This is a genomic window from Mycobacterium sp. SMC-16, assembly GCF_046250085.1.
Taxonomy (GTDB): domain Bacteria; phylum Actinomycetota; class Actinomycetes; order Mycobacteriales; family Mycobacteriaceae; genus Mycobacterium; species Mycobacterium phocaicum.
On record NZ_CP176427.1, the window covers coordinates 3,870,515 to 3,885,198 of the forward strand.

A 14,684-nucleotide genomic window follows, 5' to 3' on the forward strand; every position below is an offset into this window, starting at 1 on the left:
ATCGCCATGCCGTGGGACGTCCGTGACCGCTGGCCTGTCAGTTGACAGTTTTCTCCCCGGACCATCGCGCATGGTGTCGCCGAAGTAAGCACGATGTAAGCAACCGGGGCCCTCAGGTAATCGGCCGATATCGTAGGTTTCTGTCGCGTGACAGATACTGGCCGCCGGTATCGATGCCCGCCGGCGTGGACCACGATGAATGGATGTCGACCACCCACACAGGACGGCCTCGACTGCGGCCCCAGCGGCGCCCGGGCGTCACCGGCCGAGACGAAATCCTCGATGCCGCAAGCGAATTGTTCACCACCCTGGGCTACGCGGGTACGTCGACGCGCACCATCGCCGATTCGGTCGGCATCAGGCAGGCGTCGTTGTACCACTACTTCAAGACCAAAGACGACATCCTGTGCGCCGTGCTGAGCCAGACCGTCACCCCGACACTGGCGTTCATCCCGAGCCTGCAGAGCGCCACGCCGGCATTGTCGGCAACCGAGCACCTGCACGCCCTGGCCGCGTTCGACGGTGGCCAATTGCTCGGTGGCACTTGGAATCTGGGCGCGCTCTACCTGCTTCCCGAACTGCGCGCCGATCGCCTGGAGCCATTCTGGTCCGACCGCGAGCGCCTGCGACAGTACTATCTGACTCTGAGCCGGACAGTCCTGCAGGACACCGGCGTCCATCCGGCGGCGGCCGACCTACCGTTCCGGCTGGTCGAATCGCTCGTCAACATGTGGTCGGTGCCGCACGGCCCCGAACGATGCGATCTGCCCATGCAGGTCGCCGATGCCGGCGTGCGCGTGCTGGGCGTCCTCGACGCCGAAACACCCGCCCTACGCGAGCGCACCAGGCAGGTCATCGAACAACACACCGGCCCCGGATAACCTCTTAGCGTGTTTCACGTACTGAACATCACCTACACGCAGCCCTTGGACGTCGTCGACCAGGCGCGACCCGCGCATCTGGAGTGGCTCGGCAAGCTGGTCGAGGAGCGCCGCATCCTTCTTGCCGGCCGGCTCGAGTCGCAGGGCGGCGCCGTACTCATCGCCTCGGACATGACGGCCGAGGAAGCCGACGCCCTCACCGCCAGCGACCCGTACGTGCACGCCGGGGTCGCCACCTACGAGCGCGTGAGCTTCAACGCCGGTTTCCGCGCCGCCGGGCTCTGACCGGAAATTCACAGCCGGATCCGGGATTAGTTCGGCGCCGGGCGCCGTTGAGTGTGGTGAGGGCCTGACGCACTGCCCCACATTTCGTTACCTTCGCTAATCTTTTGTAGTAGGTAACCGCCGCTAGGCAAGCCGAGAATGAAGAGGACTGATACGCATGACCACGACCGTTTCCGCCTACGCCGCGACCTCAGCGACCAGCCCGCTGACCAAGACCACCATCGAGCGCCGTGACATCGGCCCGCACGACGTGGCATTCGACATCAAGTTCGCGGGCATCTGTCACTCGGACATCCACACCGTCAAGTCCGAATGGGGCCCCGCCAACTACCCCGTCGTACCCGGCCATGAGATCGCCGGTGTCGTTACCGCCGTCGGCTCCGAGGTGACCAAGTACAAGGTCGGCGACCACGTCGGCGTCGGCTGCTTCGTCGACTCGTGCCGCGAGTGCGAGAATTGCCTGGCCGGCCTGCAGCAGTACTGCACCGGCAAGGGCGGCAACATCGGCACCTACAACGCCACCGGCCGCGACGGCACCCCCACCTACGGCGGCTACAGCACCGCCATCGTCGTCGACGAGAACTACGTGCTGCGCATCCCGGACAGCATCCCGCTGGACAAGGCCGCTCCGCTGCTGTGCGCCGGCATCACCCTGTACTCGCCGCTGCGGCACTGGAACGCCGGACCGGGCAAGAAGGTCGCCATCGTCGGTCTCGGCGGTCTCGGTCACGTCGGCGTGAAGCTCGCCGTCGCGATGGGCGCCGAGGTCACCGTGCTGAGCCAGTCGCTCAAGAAGATGGAAGACGGCCTTCGTCTGGGCGCGCACCACTACTACGCCACCAATGACCCGGACACCTTCAAGAAGCTGGCCGGCAGCTTCGACCTGATCATCAACACGGTGTCGGCCAACCTCAACATGGGCCTGTACCTGAACCTGCTGAAGTCCGACGGCACGCTCGTCGAGCTCGGCGCCCCGGAGAAGCCGCTCGAGGTGCCGGTGTTCCCGCTGATCGGCATGCGCCGCACGCTCGCCGGTTCGTTGATCGGCGGCATCCCGGAGACCCAGGAGATGCTGGACTTCTGCGCCGAGCACGACGTCACCCCGGAGATCGAGGTCATCGAGGCGTCGTACGTCAACGAGGCCTACGAGCGCGTCATCGCCAGTGACGTGCGGTACCGCTTCGTGATCGACACCGCGACCATCTAGCCGCGGGTTTCTCGTCAACGCCGAGGATTGCAGTCAAATAGTGACTGCAATCCTCGGCGTAACGCGTTATCGGCCGTCTGTGCCGGGGCCGGCGTCAGGCAACAGGTCCATACCCGCCAACGGCCAGCCGGCCGCGGCCAGTTTGGCAGCCACCCGCGCGACGTTCTCCGGGCCGGCGTCATGGTGGGTGACGTCGGCGATGAACTCGGCGATGTCGTCGCGCTCGATGGGATTGTCGACGTCGGCGGGCGCTGAGGCCTCGGCGATATTGCGCACCACTTCGGCCACCTGCTCCTCGGTCAGCGGCGTGGCCCGCAACAATGCCAGCAGAGGCACCCGGTCGGGGCCTGGGACCCCCTCCGGGTAACCGGCACGCAGCCAGTTCAGCACCGAAAGCAGCAGCGACTTCGTCGACACCCGGTAAGTCTCGCCGCTCCCCGGTCAACCCACCACTGGACGCGCCGACATCGGGGGTTTTCACGTCTGCTCTCGGGGTTCCGGCCACAATCTCCCTTGTGCCCGACGATCCGGTAGACATCCTGCAGCGCTGGGAGCTGGCAGGCGGTGTCTGGCGGATCATCGGCCGCCGTGCGCACGAACTGACCATCGGGCTGTTCCAGTGCGACGGCGGTGAGCGCGTCGACGTGATCCGCTCCGGCGACGCCGCACTGCTGGCCTTCGTCGGCGACCGGCAGTCCAACGCCGACTGACTCGTCCGGTTGACGGAATTTACTGTCACGCATTAATACTTGGATCATGACGTCCGCTCGCCGCCGCGCTCCGCTGTCCCAGCTGGCCCTCGCCGGCGTGGCCATCACCTTGCTGCCGATGAGCGTCGCGCATGCCGATCCGGAGCCGCCGGCTCCGGCCCCCGTGTCGCCCGGCGTCACCGGCGTGCTCAACGACTGGCAGAAATCCGTCTGTGCGCCAGGCAGTTTCAACCAGGACGATCCCGCCATCGCCGCCCGCGACTGGCCCGGCGCGGTCCGGGCGGGCACCTGCGCGAGCGCGGTCAACCCGGGCCTGACCAACGGCCTGTGGATCACGCAATGGACCGCCAACAGCGACATGACCTCGGCGCTGCAGCGCAATTTCATGGCGCTGTTCGCATCGGCCGTCAGCGATCAGACCGCGATCATCACCTTCGCGGTGGCCAGCCCCGAGGCGCGCAAATCCCTTGAGCCGCTGACAAAGTTCGGGTTCACCATCAACCCGGTACCACCGCTGGCCTGACGGGCGCCCCACAGAACCCAGAATCCCGATCCAATGAGATGCGGGGCGCATCGGTTACCCGATACGCCCCGCAATCACAGCACTGAACTGCGCTTTAGAAGTCCCAGTCCGCGTCTTCGGTGTTGACGGCCTTGCCGATCACGTACGAGCTACCCGAACCCGAGAAGAAGTCGTGGTTCTCGTCGGCGTTGGGCGACAGCGCCGACAGGATCGCGGGGTTCACGTCGGTCTCATCGCGCGGGAACAGCGCTTCGTAGCCGAGGTTCATCAGCGCCTTGTTGGCGTTGTAGCGCAGGAACTTCTTGACGTCCTCGGTGAGGCCGACGCCGTCGTACAGGTCCTGGGTGTACTCGACCTCATTGTCGTACAGCTCGAAGAGCAGCTCGTACGTGTAGTCCTTGAGCTCGGTCCGCTTGGCCTCGTCGACCATGGCCAGGCCGCGCTGGTACTTGTAGCCGATGTAGTAGCCGTGCACCGCTTCGTCACGGATGATCAGCCGGATCATGTCGGCGGTGTTGGTGAGCTTGGCGCGCGAGGACCAGTACATCGGCAGGTAGAAGCCGGAGTAGAACAGGAAGCTCTCGAGCAGCGTCGAGGCCACCTTGCGCTTGAGCGGCTCGTCACCCTTGTAGTACTTCATGACGATCTCGGCCTTGCGCTGCAGGTTCGGGTTCTCCTCCGACCAGCGGAACGCCTCGTCGATCTCGACGGTGGAGCACAGCGTCGAGAAGATGTTGCTGTAGCTCTTGGCGTGCACCGACTCCATGAAGGCGATGTTGGTGTAGACGGCCTGCTCGTGCGGGGTCAGCGCATCGGGAATCAGGCTGACGGCGCCGACGGTGCCCTGGATGGTGTCCAGCAGCGTCAGGCCCGTGAAAACCCGCATGGTGAGCTGCTTTTCGCTGTCGGTCAGGGTGCCCCAGGACGGGATGTCGTTGGACACCGGCACCTTCTCCGGCAACCAGAAGTTGCCCGTGAGACGGTCCCAGACCTCCGCGTCCTTGTCGTCCTGCACGCGGTTCCAGTTGATCGCGGAGGCCCGGTCGATCAGCTTCATACCTTCAGACACCGTGACCCCATTTCGCCTGGAACTGTGTTTGCCGGATCGGCACCACAGACACTACCCCTGGTGTCTGCCGTCGCCGAACACCGCTAAAAGTTGTGTTGGCGTGTCGCGCCGCGGAGGCCGCTTCAGCGGATGAACTCGTACTCCGTCGACTGGAATTTCCGGGTCTCGAGCCAGTATTGCCAGGTCATGCCGCTCCACAGGGTGCGGTTCACGCCGTGCTCGTCCATGTACCAGCTGTGGCAACCACCGGTGCTCCACACCGTGCCGGCCAGATTCTGCTGCAACTCGGCGTTGTACTCGTCCTGGGCGCGGCGGCTCGGCATCAGCGCGGCGGCGCCCGCCTTGTCGGCGGCGGCAATGGCCTGCGCGGCGTAGCGGATCTGCGACTCGATCATGAACACCACCGAGTTGTGGCCCAGTGCGGTGTTCGGGCCCAGCAGGAAGAACAGGTTCGGCATGTTCGCCACCGTGATGCCGCGGTGGGCTGCCATCCCCTCGCGATTCCACCGGTCGACCAGGTCCTCTCCCCCGAGACCCTTGATGTCGACGTAGGTGTAGGAGTCGGTGACGTGGAAACCGGTGCACCACACCACCACGTCGACGGGGTGCTCGACGCCGTCGCGGGTGACGATGCCATTGGCCGTCATCCGCTCGATACCCTCGGTGAAGACCTGCGTCTTCGGGTTGGCGATGCCGCGATAGTAGGTGTCGGAGTTCAGGATTCGCTTGCAGCCCGCGACGTAGTTCGGGGTCAGCTTGCGGCGCAGCTCGGGGTCCTTGATGCTGCGGTTGATGTTCCACTTGCCCAGCAGCTCACCGATTTTGAGCAGTCGCGGCTGCTTGGTCATCGCGAAGCCGACACCTTCGTGAATCCAGTAGATGGCGTCCCGCATGAGGGCCCGAGTACCCGGTACCCGGCGGAAGGTGTTCTTCATCCATTCCGGAAAGGCGTTGTTGGGCCGCGGCATGACCCACGCCGGGGTGCGCTGGTACAGGTGCAACTCGGACACCTGGTCGACGATCGCGGGCACGATCTGGATGGCGCTGGCGCCGGTCCCGATCACCGCGACGCGCTTGCCGGTGATGTCGACGCTGTGGTCCCACTGTGCGGAATGGAAAGCGGCACCGGCAAATTCGTCGCTGCCTTCGATTTCGGGAACCGCCGGGATGTGCAGGCCGCCCGCACCGGAGATGAGGAACTGCGCGATGTACTCCTGGCCGTCGGTGTCGTAGATGTGCCAGCGCCGCTCGTCTTCGTCCCAGTGCGCGCGGTCGACGTGGGTGTTGAACCGGATGTTGCGGCGGAGGTTGTGCTTGTCGGTGACGCCCTTGAGGTAGTCGAGGATCTCGGGCTGGAACGACCACATGTGCGTCCAGTCGGCCTTCGGCTCGAAGGAGAACGAATACATGTGTGACGGGATGTCACACGCGCAGCCGGGATAGGTGTTGTCGCGCCAGGTGCCGCCGACCTCGTCGGCCTTCTCCAGGATCAGGAAGTCGCGCGCACCGAAGCCCTGTTTGCGCAGCGCGATGCCCATGCCCAGCCCGGAGAAACCGGACCCGATGATCACCGCCCGCGTCACGATCGGCTCGGCGGCGACCTCGACGTCGGCGGACTGTTCGGAAACCGTCATGAACCTGCTCTTTCCTGGGAACGGCGGTACCGGATACTTCACAGTGTCCGGTCAGACCATCGAGGTGTCAACGCACCAGTTAGAGCGAGGTGGTCAGCCCACGTTTTCTTCGCGGCGGACCGCGTCATGCACCGGCAGATCCAGGTCGAACCGGACCCCCAGCAGCCTGGCGGTGCCGTTGATGGCGCCGATCATGATGGTTGTCATGTGCGCGACGAACTGGTCGCGGGGCAGCCGGCGCGGTGTGTCATCGCTCCCCCCGAGCCACCAGTCGGTCGCCGACGCGGCGGCACCGAACAAGGTGAACGCCGCCAGCTCGAAGACGGCGGAATCCAGGTCCATGTCCTTGAGCTCGCCGCTGATCATGGCGGCGATGGCCAGGGTGATGTCCCGGCCGCGGTTGACGGTCGTCATCGCGGCGGCGGACTGGTCGGCGAACCGGCCCTGCAGCAGGAAGCGCACCACGTTGGGGTGCTGGTCCACCAGGTCCACATAGTGGCCGACAGCAGCGCCGATGAGGTCGCCGGTCGAATCATTCTCGATGTCGATGGACGGAATGATGGCCGCCCACAACATGTCGCGCATGCGCTCGCCGATCTGCGAGAACATGTCGGATTTGTCGGCGAAGTGCCGGTAAATCTTGGGCTTGGCGGTGCCGGCCTCTTCGGCGATCTCCCGCACGCTGACGTTCGGGCCCAGCCTGTCGATCGCGCGGAACGCCGCGTCGACGATCTCCTCGCGGACCTTGAGCCGATGTTCGCGCCAGCGCTCGCTGCGGGCGTCCACCTTCTCGGGGGCGCCTTTGGGCGGAGTGACCTTCACCTGCACGCTGACGGAAGGAACATTCACGCCCGGCACACCAGGAACTTTCACCCCGGCCTGGATGCCGGTGCGTGGAAGAGATGGCCTGCGCACCCCGCCACTGTACCGGGCGGGCCAAATCTGACCTGCTCAGACCGCCCGGCGCGGCGCATGTCACATCTGCGGGCGCGTGGTCACGCCAGCCGGCCGGCAGGCTTCGCGCGTACCATCGCCCTCAGGCACCGCCTGAAAGTACCGGCCTCACAGGGGACTTGATCACATGCCGCAGCGGTACGACATCATCGTCGCCGGCGGAGGTCCGGCCGGATCGGCTGCTGCGTGGCAGGCCGCACAGGCCGGCGCCGGCGTGCTCGTCCTCGACAAGGCCACCTTCCCCCGCGACAAGCCGTGCGGCGACGGGCTGACGGCCCGCGGGGTCAGCTACCTGCAGAAGATGGGCCTCGCACAACAGGTCGCCGAGTTCCACCGGATCAATCGGGTCACGGTGTTCAGCCCGCACCAATGGGAGCTGGCGTTCCCGCGCCGACCCGGCATGCCCGACCACGGCTGCACCGTCAGCCGCACCCACCTGGATGCGCTGTTGCTCGGCCATGCCGAGGCCGCGGGCGCCGAAGTGCGGCAGGGTTGCGAGGTGACGGGCGTCGAGCGCAGCGACGACGGCAGGATCACCGGCGTGGTCCTCAGGGACGGCGAGGCGGTGCACGCCGACGCCGTGATCGCCGCCGACGGCGCCTACTCCCCGCTCAGGCGCGCGCTGCACCTCGACTCGGACTTGCACGGCTATTCGGCCATCGCCATTCGCGCCGAGATGCCGGCCGACCGCGCCGACTCCGATGCCCTGGAGATCTATCTCAAGCTGCTGTTCGACGGTCACCAGTTGCCCGGCTACGGCTGGGTGTTCCCCATGGGCAACGGCAACTTCAACATCGGGCTGGGTTACGTCAACAGCTACCGAAACTGGCAGGCCATCAACGCAACCCAGTTTCTCGGCGACTTCCTGAACACGCTGCCGCGCGACTGGGCGCTCCCGTCGATCGACGAGCTGAAACGAAACAAGAGCGTCCGGGCCTGGCGGCTGCCCATGGGGTTCACCGCATGGCCGCCGTGGCGGCCCGGCATCTTGTTCGCCGGCGACGCGCTGGGCGCCGGCAAGCCCGCTTCCGGCGCCGGCATCTCCAAGGCACTCGAATCCGGTTTGGCCGCAGGCGAATGCGCCGTCGCCGCCCTGGCGAATGGCGGTCCCGGCGACTTCACCAATTACGAGCAGCGGATCGAGGCCGCATGGGGCCGCGAGTACCGGCGTGGACGGTTCTTCCACCGGCTGGCCGGTGTCCCGTGGGTGGCCGACGCCGGCCGCCGCGCAGTCGACAGCCGCGTCTTTCGTGATGTGCTGCTGAAGTCGCTGTACAAGAAAGCCGAGGGGCCGGCACACACCTGACTACGCCGCCGGCCGGGCGCTCTTTGCCGACTGCGCGTGATCGGCCTTCGCGCCGGCGGGCGCGTCGTATTTGGTTGTGCTCCTGGTGGATTCGCTTTTCCGGTCGCCGGCTTTGGCGGTCGGCGCCGGGGCTTTGATGCTTGGCGCTGACGTGTCGGCGTCAGATACCGCACGGCCGGGGCCGGCGGATTGCTCCCGCTGGTCGCGGGGCGCCCGGTCGGACTCGACGGAATCTGCCCTTGATCGGCGCAGCTTTCCGGACTTTGCCGGTTTCGCTTGCCCGGCAGATGACGAAGGTGGCGCAGCCGGCGTCGTCGCCCGCTCCGATACAGCGGCCGTCGGCTTCGTCTGCAGCGTGGTCGCTTTCGTCTGCGGCGCCGTGGTTACCGTTACCGGAAGCCGGGTTCCGCCGCTGGGTAGCGCCTGCGGGGTCGTGGTCGACGAGGCGGCGACGGCTGCGGCGGCGCTCGGCGCTTGCGCCGACGTCGGCTTCTGGCCGCCGACCACCTGCAACAGCTTGGCCACCGGACGGGTGATATTCGTCAGCGCCGCAGTCAGATTCACCACCGATTGCCGGATCGCCTTGGCCAGCGGTGAGTTGTCCACCTGCTTCGCCGGGTGATCGGTCGTGGGCGTCACCGGTTCGGTGGCATCCACCGTGGGTTGCGGCAAGGTGGGCGTGTACTTACCGGTGCGGAGAATCTGCATCGACTGCGCGAGCGCCCCGGGCAATTCTTTGAGGGCGGCAGAGATCTTGGCCTGTGGCGTTATCCAGCTGAATTGCTTGACCTGACTGGGATCCGCCGTGCGGTCATAAGCGCTTTCGATGATGACGCGCAGGACCGGGTCCATGGCGTCGACGAGGCGCTGCGCCCCGATCAGGGACGCGGCAAGGCGCAGCGGCGCCAGCAGCGGCAGGCGCTGCGGGAAAGTCACGTACGTGGTGTTGCCCACGGTGGTGCTGACGGTGTTGGAACTGGTCTTGGGCTCCAGCGCATAGCCGGGAAGGACATGTTCGAACATGATGCCCAGCAAGGCGTTGACGACGGCCAGCGGGTTGAAATACGCCGGGAAATCAGCGAATCCGTCGTACTGGTTCTGGTAGACGGTGGTTTGGAATGGGCTGTCGGACGGCCCCGGTCGTCCGAGCGGAAACAGATCACCGAGGATCGGCACACGACTCCACGAGGTGAAGCGTGACAGGATGCCGCCGTTCGGTTGGTACGGATCGCCGATGAGGGTGAAGCTGTAGTCGCCGGCGTGGGCAACATAGGTCGGGTCCTTGGCCATGTCGGCGCGCGCGATCTCGGCGACCTGCGCGCCTTGTGACATGCCGAGGATGGTGATCTTCTCGCCAGATGCCTGTTTGGCGATGTCCTGCTCGAGATAGCCGGCTCCGATGCGTTCGGACTGTTTCAGCGAGTGCGGCCAGTAGGGGACGCCGGACAAGCCCGGCAGCGCGGAGATGATCGGCCATTCGACGTTGATCTGCCCCGGGTATGGCACAACGTGGAATGAATCTCCTTGGGGGACAGCCGTTCCGTAGAAGAACATCGGGATGCTCAGCCCGAGGGGGTCGAACGATCCCCCGATGCCGATCGTGGTGTCGACGAGCCGTACGGCGGCCTGCGACACGATCGGCGCGGCCGGCGTCGATACGCCGACTACAGCCGCTGCGGCGATACCGACCGCGACACCCCTCGCCAGGACCGTGGTCGTCCGTCGCGGTGATTGCAATTGTGTTGAATTGACCCCCATAGCCGCAGGACGTTATAGCAACCACTCATTCAGAACAAGAACTCTTGTCAAAAACAAGAACTCTTGTCAAACCGGTGCGCGATCGGGTGCGCCGGAGTATGGCGCGGCCGGCGATCAGCGCACCGAGGCGGCGATACCCGCCCGGACCACCGCCATGAAGCTCGTCAGATTCCCGATGAGAGTGTCGATGCTCGGCCGTGATTCGGTGTCGGGCTCGTAATCGTGCAGCCAGTCGGCAACCGCCTCGAACAGACCGCCGACCGTCAAGACCGCCAGCGCATGAAAGTCGATCGTGGCGAGGTCCGCGATCTCTGGGAACTCGCGACGCCGCCACAGCTCTTCGACAAACGTTGCGGTCCAACGCCGGTTCTCCCGGCGCTGGCGCTCGACGCGCGGCGAGATACCCGCGCATTCGCCGAATGCCACCACCGCAATCCGGGGGTCATCGACCAGGGCGTGGGCGAACGCCGACAGCAGCAGCCGGACCGTCTCGTCGTCGTCATCGGGGGCGCTGTCGAGGATCTCGACAACCTGACGTTCGATGCGCTCGGCGATCTGCCGGAGCAACTCGATGTAGCAGTCTTCCTTGCTCTCGAAGGTCTCGTAGAACGCCTTGTTCCCCACCATTGCGCTCTGGCAGATCTGCTCGATCGAAGTGTTCGCGTAACCGTCCCGGGCGATCAACTCGAACGCGGATGCCAGCAGCTGTTCCCGGCGGTGAACCCGACGCTGTTCGGCGTCGAGACCACGGATGGTGCGTGGACCTCGTGCTGTCGCGGATCGTGACGCGGCGGTTTTGCCTGTGCCCGCCGACGGTCTGCCCATGGCCTGGGAGTGTAGTAGCGCCGAGCAAACGCAACGGGGTTACGACGCCCTCAGCGCCGACCACGCTTGGCCTGGCCAGGTTTTCGGGCCGACTTGCCCACGACTCCCTTGCCCGCCGCGGCCCGCGCAGCCTGCTTGGCGAGGGTCTTCTCCCGCGCGCTGCGTTTCGGCGCCGGCTCGGCCTGCCCCCGCGACGAACTGGCCTTGCGGCCACGCACGATGCCGATGAACTCCTCGACCAGGTCCGGCTGCTCACCTTCCGGAAACGCCAGCGCGACCGGGCAGGTGGGCGCGTCGGTGATCGGCCGGTACGTGAGGTCCTTGCGGTGATGCAGCCGCGCGAGCGACTGCGGGACGATCAGCGCGCCCATCCCGGCGGCGACGAGTTCGATTGCGTCCTCGGTGGTTTCGGGCCGATGGTCAACCGGTGTGCCCGGGGCGTCCGCCCACGCGACCACGTGGTCGCGCGGTACCAGGATCGGCTCGCCGTCGAGGTCGGCAGCGGTGATCGTGTCGACGGCGGTGAGCAGATGATCGGTCGGCACCACAGCCACCGTCGTCTCCTCGTACAGCGAGATGACGGCCAGCCCAGTCGTGTCCGCCGGCAGCCGGAGCAACGCCACGTCGACGGTGCCGGCCCGCAGCGCGTCGGCCGCATCCGCCGCGGTCACCGGATGCAGTACCAGCGCAGCGTCGGGACGGCGCTCGGCCCAGATCCGCGCCCACTTGGCGGGCGTCCCACCGGGTACGTACCCGAGGGTCAATGAGGCCAGCGAGGAGGACGGTGCCACGGCCATCACGCTACCCAAACGTGCGTCGGGCGCGTCATCGTCAGCACCGACAATTGAGGCATGACCGGGCTCGGCGTCTTCACGTTCCATCTCGTCGAGCTGCCGATCACGGCGACGGTGCCGCTGCTGCGGCGACCGCCCCGGCCCGACCGGGTGGCGGGGCTGCGCTACGCCGAATGCCTGTCGCTGATGCGGCTCGGCGCGCCGACCATCTCCCCCGACCGGCTGCAGGCGCGGCGGCTGGCGATGTTCGCCCGATGGGAGGACGAGGCCGCGATCGACGCATTCCTGGCCGGGCCGGGCGCGCTCCTGGACGCCGGCTGGCATGTCCGGATGACGTTTCTGCGGCGCTGGTCCACGCTCGTGGCGCTCCCCGATCTACCGCAGGAGGCCGAGGCCTCCGACGATGACGAGCCCGTCGTGGCCGTCACCCTGGCCCGCATGCGATTGCCCGAAGTGCCGCGCTTTCTGACGTGGGGCAAGCCCGTCGAGCGGTTGGTCCGCGACCACCCGGACGCCACCCTGGCGCTGGCCGCGATGCGTCCGCCCCGCTCGATCTCCACTTTCTCGATCTGGAACTCGGTGCGGGCGATGACCGACATGGTGCACGGCCGGGGTGGAGCGGCAGAGCTCGCCGACCCGGCTCGCCATGCCGATGCGATGGCAGAACGCCGCCGCCGGGACTTCCACCGTGAGTTCGCGACGTACCGATTCCGGCCGCTGTCCGAACACGGCCACTGGGACGGACGTACCGGTTACGTGCCGCGGCGTTCGAGCTTGTAGTGCAGGCGGACGGCCGGCATATTCCACATCCGCAGCACATGGTCGGTACGGAGCACCTGCTCGCCGTCGACGTATAGGTCGAACGTCTCGTGCACGGGCACCCGCCGCGCGAAGTAGCGCCCGCGGTCACGCACCAGGACGTACGCCCCGTCAGCGCCCCACCGGCCGGTCGGCGAAGACAACCGCAGGCCGCCGCCCGGCAGGTTTTGCGGCCGCAGGAAGACCTGGACGTTGCCCTCTTCCAACGGGAACGTCACGTGCACGCTCGCCCGGTCGGCGCCGGGAAGCGTTCTGCGCGAATAACATCCGCTGAACACGGTGTCGCCGTTGCCGCGCAAGGTCCGGATCCAGCCGGCCGCGACCTGTGCGCCGGTGCCGTCGGTGATCACCGACACCCGACCATCGATGCCCCGTGCAACGTCGAGAGGACGCATCGGTAACGCCAGTTGCTGCACGCGCTTACCGAACATGCGCGATATCAGCTCGCCGCCCGCCCAGAACAACGGTGACCAGCTGCTCCACACCTCCATGCGCCAGCGCGCAGTCTGGGTGTAGAAGTCGTGAATCATCGGGTGGACGGCCGCGGCATCGAATCCGGGACCGGACAATCCCTCGAGATCGGGCTGCAAACCGGCGTCGGGATCGTCGTCGCGCAGTGCGCCACCGCGCCGGGCCGCTTCGGCACGCAGCCAGCTGTTCCCGCCGCCCCGAGACCCCAGTGGCGCCCGCAGCCAGGCGTCGCCGCCGTCGAGGTCGACGGCTCTGCCGGTGGCCCGCCAGAACTTGCGGGTCGCGAGATCCAGAGTCGAAAACTCCACGTCGCGGATCGTACGGGGTCATCGCGTCGACCTACCGATGGGCTGATGCCCATGAGCAGGCCCAACGCGCAGTCCATGAAACCCGCCACCGCGGCGAAGAAGCTGGACGTCTACCTGCCCGCGACGCCTGCCGAGTTCCAGGAGAACGCGATCACCCGCGCCGAGCTGGCAGCGTTGCAGGCCGACCCGCCGCAGTGGCTCAAGGACCTCCGCAAGAACGGGCCGCACCCCAAGAACCTGGTGGCCGCCAAACTCGGCATCTCGATCGCCGGCCTCGCGCGCGGTGGCGTCGAGAAGGCCCTGACCACCGAGGAGATCGACGCGCTGCTCGAGGAGAAGCCCGACTGGCTGATCATCGAACGCGAGAGCTACCAGCAGGTGCTGCGCGAGCAGCGCCGCATCAAGGCGCTGCACGCCGATCAGGCGCGCGAAGCGTGACGGACCGGTAGCCACCGGTCCGTCACTTCCGATCCGTCAAAACTCCAGCACTCACCAGAGGTCGAAGCCGACATTGGTGTTCGGGTAGTGGCTGCCGAAGTTGTGATTGATCCAGTAATTCCTGGCGAGAAATCCGGTGACGCCGGTGCCCGCGACATTCGTGTTGGTCTTCGAGTTGCTGACCTCGTAGGTGGCGGTCGGGCCGCCGACGCCCACCCGGTAGGCGACGTGCATGTCGAGTGAGTCACCTTGTGGTGCAACGGCTGTCACCGTTTCTGTGGCGCCGGGGGCCAGTATCCGCTGGGGGCCGTCGACCCATGTGCCGTTAGGGCTCGTCCCGTCGTTGAGCAGGAACTGAACCTTGTCGGTGTGGTTGGTGATCGTCATCGCGATGGTCGGCTCACCGGGATGAGTGACCGGCATGGTTCCCGCGTGGGCGACCGCGGCGAAGGAGAGCGCGGCGGCGATCCCCGTTCCGGCAGCGGCGATACGAGCCGTCGTAATGTTCATGGGGCCTCCTGTACGTGAATGTTGTTGATCGAGAGGGGGTTTGGGCCGTTCCTCTGACACCGACAACTATTCCGCGGACGGCGGCTTTCCGGATTCCCCCGAACAGCGGATTCGCCGGTGGAACCGTTCTCCACCGATCAGGGGACACGCAGACGCGCCAGATGGCCACTTATCGCACGCGTTTTTCGTGAT

At 66.5% G+C, this 14,684-nt stretch carries 17 protein-coding genes; 8 read left to right on the forward strand and 9 right to left on the reverse strand.

Annotation, left to right across the window (positions count from 1 at the left end; genetic code table 11):
* Positions 1–203: 203 nt before the first annotated feature.
* The 3 genes from ACJEIK_RS18640 to ACJEIK_RS18650 all read left to right on the forward strand — a co-directional run bounded on the left by ACJEIK_RS18640 (position 204) and on the right by ACJEIK_RS18650 (position 2,373).
* Positions 204–881, forward strand: coding sequence for a TetR/AcrR family transcriptional regulator (locus ACJEIK_RS18640; protein WP_064859108.1), 678 nt, complete (start codon positions 204–206; stop codon positions 879–881).
* 9 nt (positions 882–890) lie between these two features.
* Positions 891–1,166, forward strand: coding sequence for a YciI family protein (locus ACJEIK_RS18645; protein WP_064859063.1), 276 nt, complete (start codon positions 891–893; stop codon positions 1,164–1,166).
* A 157-nt stretch (positions 1,167–1,323) separates the two neighbouring features.
* Positions 1,324–2,373, forward strand: a complete 1,050-nt coding sequence (locus ACJEIK_RS18650; RefSeq protein WP_064859062.1) for an NAD(P)-dependent alcohol dehydrogenase — start codon at positions 1,324–1,326, stop codon at positions 2,371–2,373.
* A gap of 66 nt (positions 2,374–2,439) precedes the next feature.
* Here the strand turns inward: ACJEIK_RS18650 and ACJEIK_RS18655 are convergent, their stop codons facing one another.
* Positions 2,440–2,790: a DUF3349 domain-containing protein gene (locus tag ACJEIK_RS18655; protein ID WP_064859061.1), complete on the reverse strand. Its 351-nt coding sequence runs from the start codon at positions 2,788–2,790 to the stop codon at positions 2,440–2,442.
* A 98-nt stretch (positions 2,791–2,888) separates the two neighbouring features.
* Here ACJEIK_RS18655 and ACJEIK_RS18660 point away from each other — a divergent pair, with 98 nt between their 5' ends.
* Both ACJEIK_RS18660 and ACJEIK_RS18665 read left to right on the forward strand, forming a co-directional pair.
* The gene (locus ACJEIK_RS18660) at positions 2,889–3,083 is read left to right on the forward strand and encodes a hypothetical protein (protein WP_135356600.1); all 195 of its coding nucleotides are present in this window, start codon (positions 2,889–2,891) and stop codon (positions 3,081–3,083) included.
* A gap of 46 nt (positions 3,084–3,129) precedes the next feature.
* Positions 3,130–3,606 carry a hypothetical protein gene (locus ACJEIK_RS18665; RefSeq protein WP_135356601.1) on the forward strand — a complete coding sequence of 159 codons (477 nt, stop codon included), beginning with the start codon at positions 3,130–3,132 and terminating at the stop codon, positions 3,604–3,606.
* A 94-nt stretch (positions 3,607–3,700) separates the two neighbouring features.
* Here ACJEIK_RS18665 and nrdF read toward each other — a convergent pair whose 3' ends face one another.
* The 3 genes from nrdF to ACJEIK_RS18680 form a co-directional block, all read right to left on the reverse strand.
* A complete protein-coding gene (nrdF, locus tag ACJEIK_RS18670) occupies positions 3,701–4,663 on the reverse strand; it encodes a class 1b ribonucleoside-diphosphate reductase subunit beta (protein WP_061010686.1) in 963 nt (320 codons plus the stop codon).
* A gap of 134 nt (positions 4,664–4,797) precedes the next feature.
* Positions 4,798–6,309 (reverse strand): flavin-containing monooxygenase, encoded by a 1,512-nt coding sequence (locus tag ACJEIK_RS18675; protein ID WP_406784282.1) that lies wholly within the window; start codon positions 6,307–6,309, stop codon positions 4,798–4,800.
* Positions 6,310–6,402: 93 nt separating this feature from the next.
* On the reverse strand, positions 6,403–7,158 hold the full coding sequence (locus ACJEIK_RS18680) for a TetR/AcrR family transcriptional regulator (protein ID WP_082762312.1): 756 nt from the start codon (positions 7,156–7,158) through the stop codon (positions 6,403–6,405).
* 232 nt (positions 7,159–7,390) lie between these two features.
* On the opposite strand from ACJEIK_RS18680, the gene ACJEIK_RS18685 reads away from it, so the two are divergent.
* Positions 7,391–8,569, forward strand: coding sequence for an NAD(P)/FAD-dependent oxidoreductase (locus ACJEIK_RS18685; protein ID WP_135357173.1), 1,179 nt, complete (start codon positions 7,391–7,393; stop codon positions 8,567–8,569).
* Here ACJEIK_RS18685 and ACJEIK_RS18690 read toward each other — a convergent pair whose 3' ends face one another.
* The 3 genes from ACJEIK_RS18690 to ACJEIK_RS18700 all read right to left on the reverse strand — a co-directional run bounded on the left by ACJEIK_RS18690 (position 8,570) and on the right by ACJEIK_RS18700 (position 11,949).
* Positions 8,570–10,327, reverse strand: coding sequence for a PE-PPE domain-containing protein (locus tag ACJEIK_RS18690; RefSeq protein WP_406784281.1), 1,758 nt, complete (start codon positions 10,325–10,327; stop codon positions 8,570–8,572). It abuts the gene before it with no gap.
* Between the two features lie 114 nt (positions 10,328–10,441).
* Positions 10,442–11,152, reverse strand: a complete 711-nt coding sequence (locus ACJEIK_RS18695; RefSeq protein WP_135357171.1) for a TetR/AcrR family transcriptional regulator — start codon at positions 11,150–11,152, stop codon at positions 10,442–10,444.
* A gap of 50 nt (positions 11,153–11,202) precedes the next feature.
* Positions 11,203–11,949 (reverse strand): LysR family substrate-binding domain-containing protein, encoded by a 747-nt coding sequence (locus tag ACJEIK_RS18700; protein ID WP_135357170.1) that lies wholly within the window; start codon positions 11,947–11,949, stop codon positions 11,203–11,205.
* Positions 11,950–12,003: 54 nt separating this feature from the next.
* Between ACJEIK_RS18700 and ACJEIK_RS18705 the strand changes: the two genes are divergently transcribed.
* Positions 12,004–12,726, forward strand: a complete 723-nt coding sequence (locus tag ACJEIK_RS18705; RefSeq protein ID WP_406784280.1) for a hypothetical protein — start codon at positions 12,004–12,006, stop codon at positions 12,724–12,726.
* Here ACJEIK_RS18705 and ACJEIK_RS18710 read toward each other — a convergent pair.
* Positions 12,699–13,544 (reverse strand): hypothetical protein, encoded by an 846-nt coding sequence (locus tag ACJEIK_RS18710; RefSeq protein WP_406784279.1) that lies wholly within the window; start codon positions 13,542–13,544, stop codon positions 12,699–12,701. The genes ACJEIK_RS18705 and ACJEIK_RS18710 overlap by 28 nt on opposite strands.
* A gap of 51 nt (positions 13,545–13,595) precedes the next feature.
* Between ACJEIK_RS18710 and ACJEIK_RS18715 the strand changes: the two genes are divergently transcribed.
* Positions 13,596–13,982 carry a DUF5997 family protein gene (locus ACJEIK_RS18715; RefSeq protein ID WP_061000379.1) on the forward strand — a complete coding sequence of 129 codons (387 nt, stop codon included), beginning with the start codon at positions 13,596–13,598 and terminating at the stop codon, positions 13,980–13,982.
* Positions 13,983–14,033: 51 nt separating this feature from the next.
* On the opposite strand, the gene ACJEIK_RS18720 is transcribed toward ACJEIK_RS18715, so the two are convergent.
* Positions 14,034–14,492 carry a hypothetical protein gene (locus tag ACJEIK_RS18720; protein ID WP_135357168.1) on the reverse strand — a complete coding sequence of 153 codons (459 nt, stop codon included), beginning with the start codon at positions 14,490–14,492 and terminating at the stop codon, positions 14,034–14,036.
* Positions 14,493–14,684 lie beyond the last annotated feature (192 nt).

Coding starts and splice junctions, on each gene's coding strand:
- ACJEIK_RS18640 (WP_064859108.1), top strand. CDS start 204: ATGTCGACCACCCACACAGGACGGCCTCGACTGCGGCCCCAGCGGCGC.
- ACJEIK_RS18650 (WP_064859062.1), top strand. CDS start 1,324: ATGACCACGACCGTTTCCGCCTACGCCGCGACCTCAGCGACCAGCCCG.
- ACJEIK_RS18665 (WP_135356601.1), top strand. CDS start 3,130: ATGACGTCCGCTCGCCGCCGCGCTCCGCTGTCCCAGCTGGCCCTCGCC.
- nrdF (WP_061010686.1), bottom strand. CDS start 4,663: ATGAAGCTGATCGACCGGGCCTCCGCGATCAACTGGAACCGCGTGCAG.
- ACJEIK_RS18675 (WP_406784282.1), bottom strand. CDS start 6,309: ATGACGGTTTCCGAACAGTCCGCCGACGTCGAGGTCGCCGCCGAGCCG.
- ACJEIK_RS18685 (WP_135357173.1), top strand. CDS start 7,391: ATGCCGCAGCGGTACGACATCATCGTCGCCGGCGGAGGTCCGGCCGGA.
- ACJEIK_RS18690 (WP_406784281.1), bottom strand. CDS start 10,327: ATGGGGGTCAATTCAACACAATTGCAATCACCGCGACGGACGACCACG.
- ACJEIK_RS18695 (WP_135357171.1), bottom strand. CDS start 11,152: ATGGGCAGACCGTCGGCGGGCACAGGCAAAACCGCCGCGTCACGATCC.
- ACJEIK_RS18700 (WP_135357170.1), bottom strand. CDS start 11,949: ATGGCCGTGGCACCGTCCTCCTCGCTGGCCTCATTGACCCTCGGGTAC.
- ACJEIK_RS18705 (WP_406784280.1), top strand. CDS start 12,004: ATGACCGGGCTCGGCGTCTTCACGTTCCATCTCGTCGAGCTGCCGATC.
- ACJEIK_RS18715 (WP_061000379.1), top strand. CDS start 13,596: ATGAGCAGGCCCAACGCGCAGTCCATGAAACCCGCCACCGCGGCGAAG.
- ACJEIK_RS18720 (WP_135357168.1), bottom strand. CDS start 14,492: ATGAACATTACGACGGCTCGTATCGCCGCTGCCGGAACGGGGATCGCC.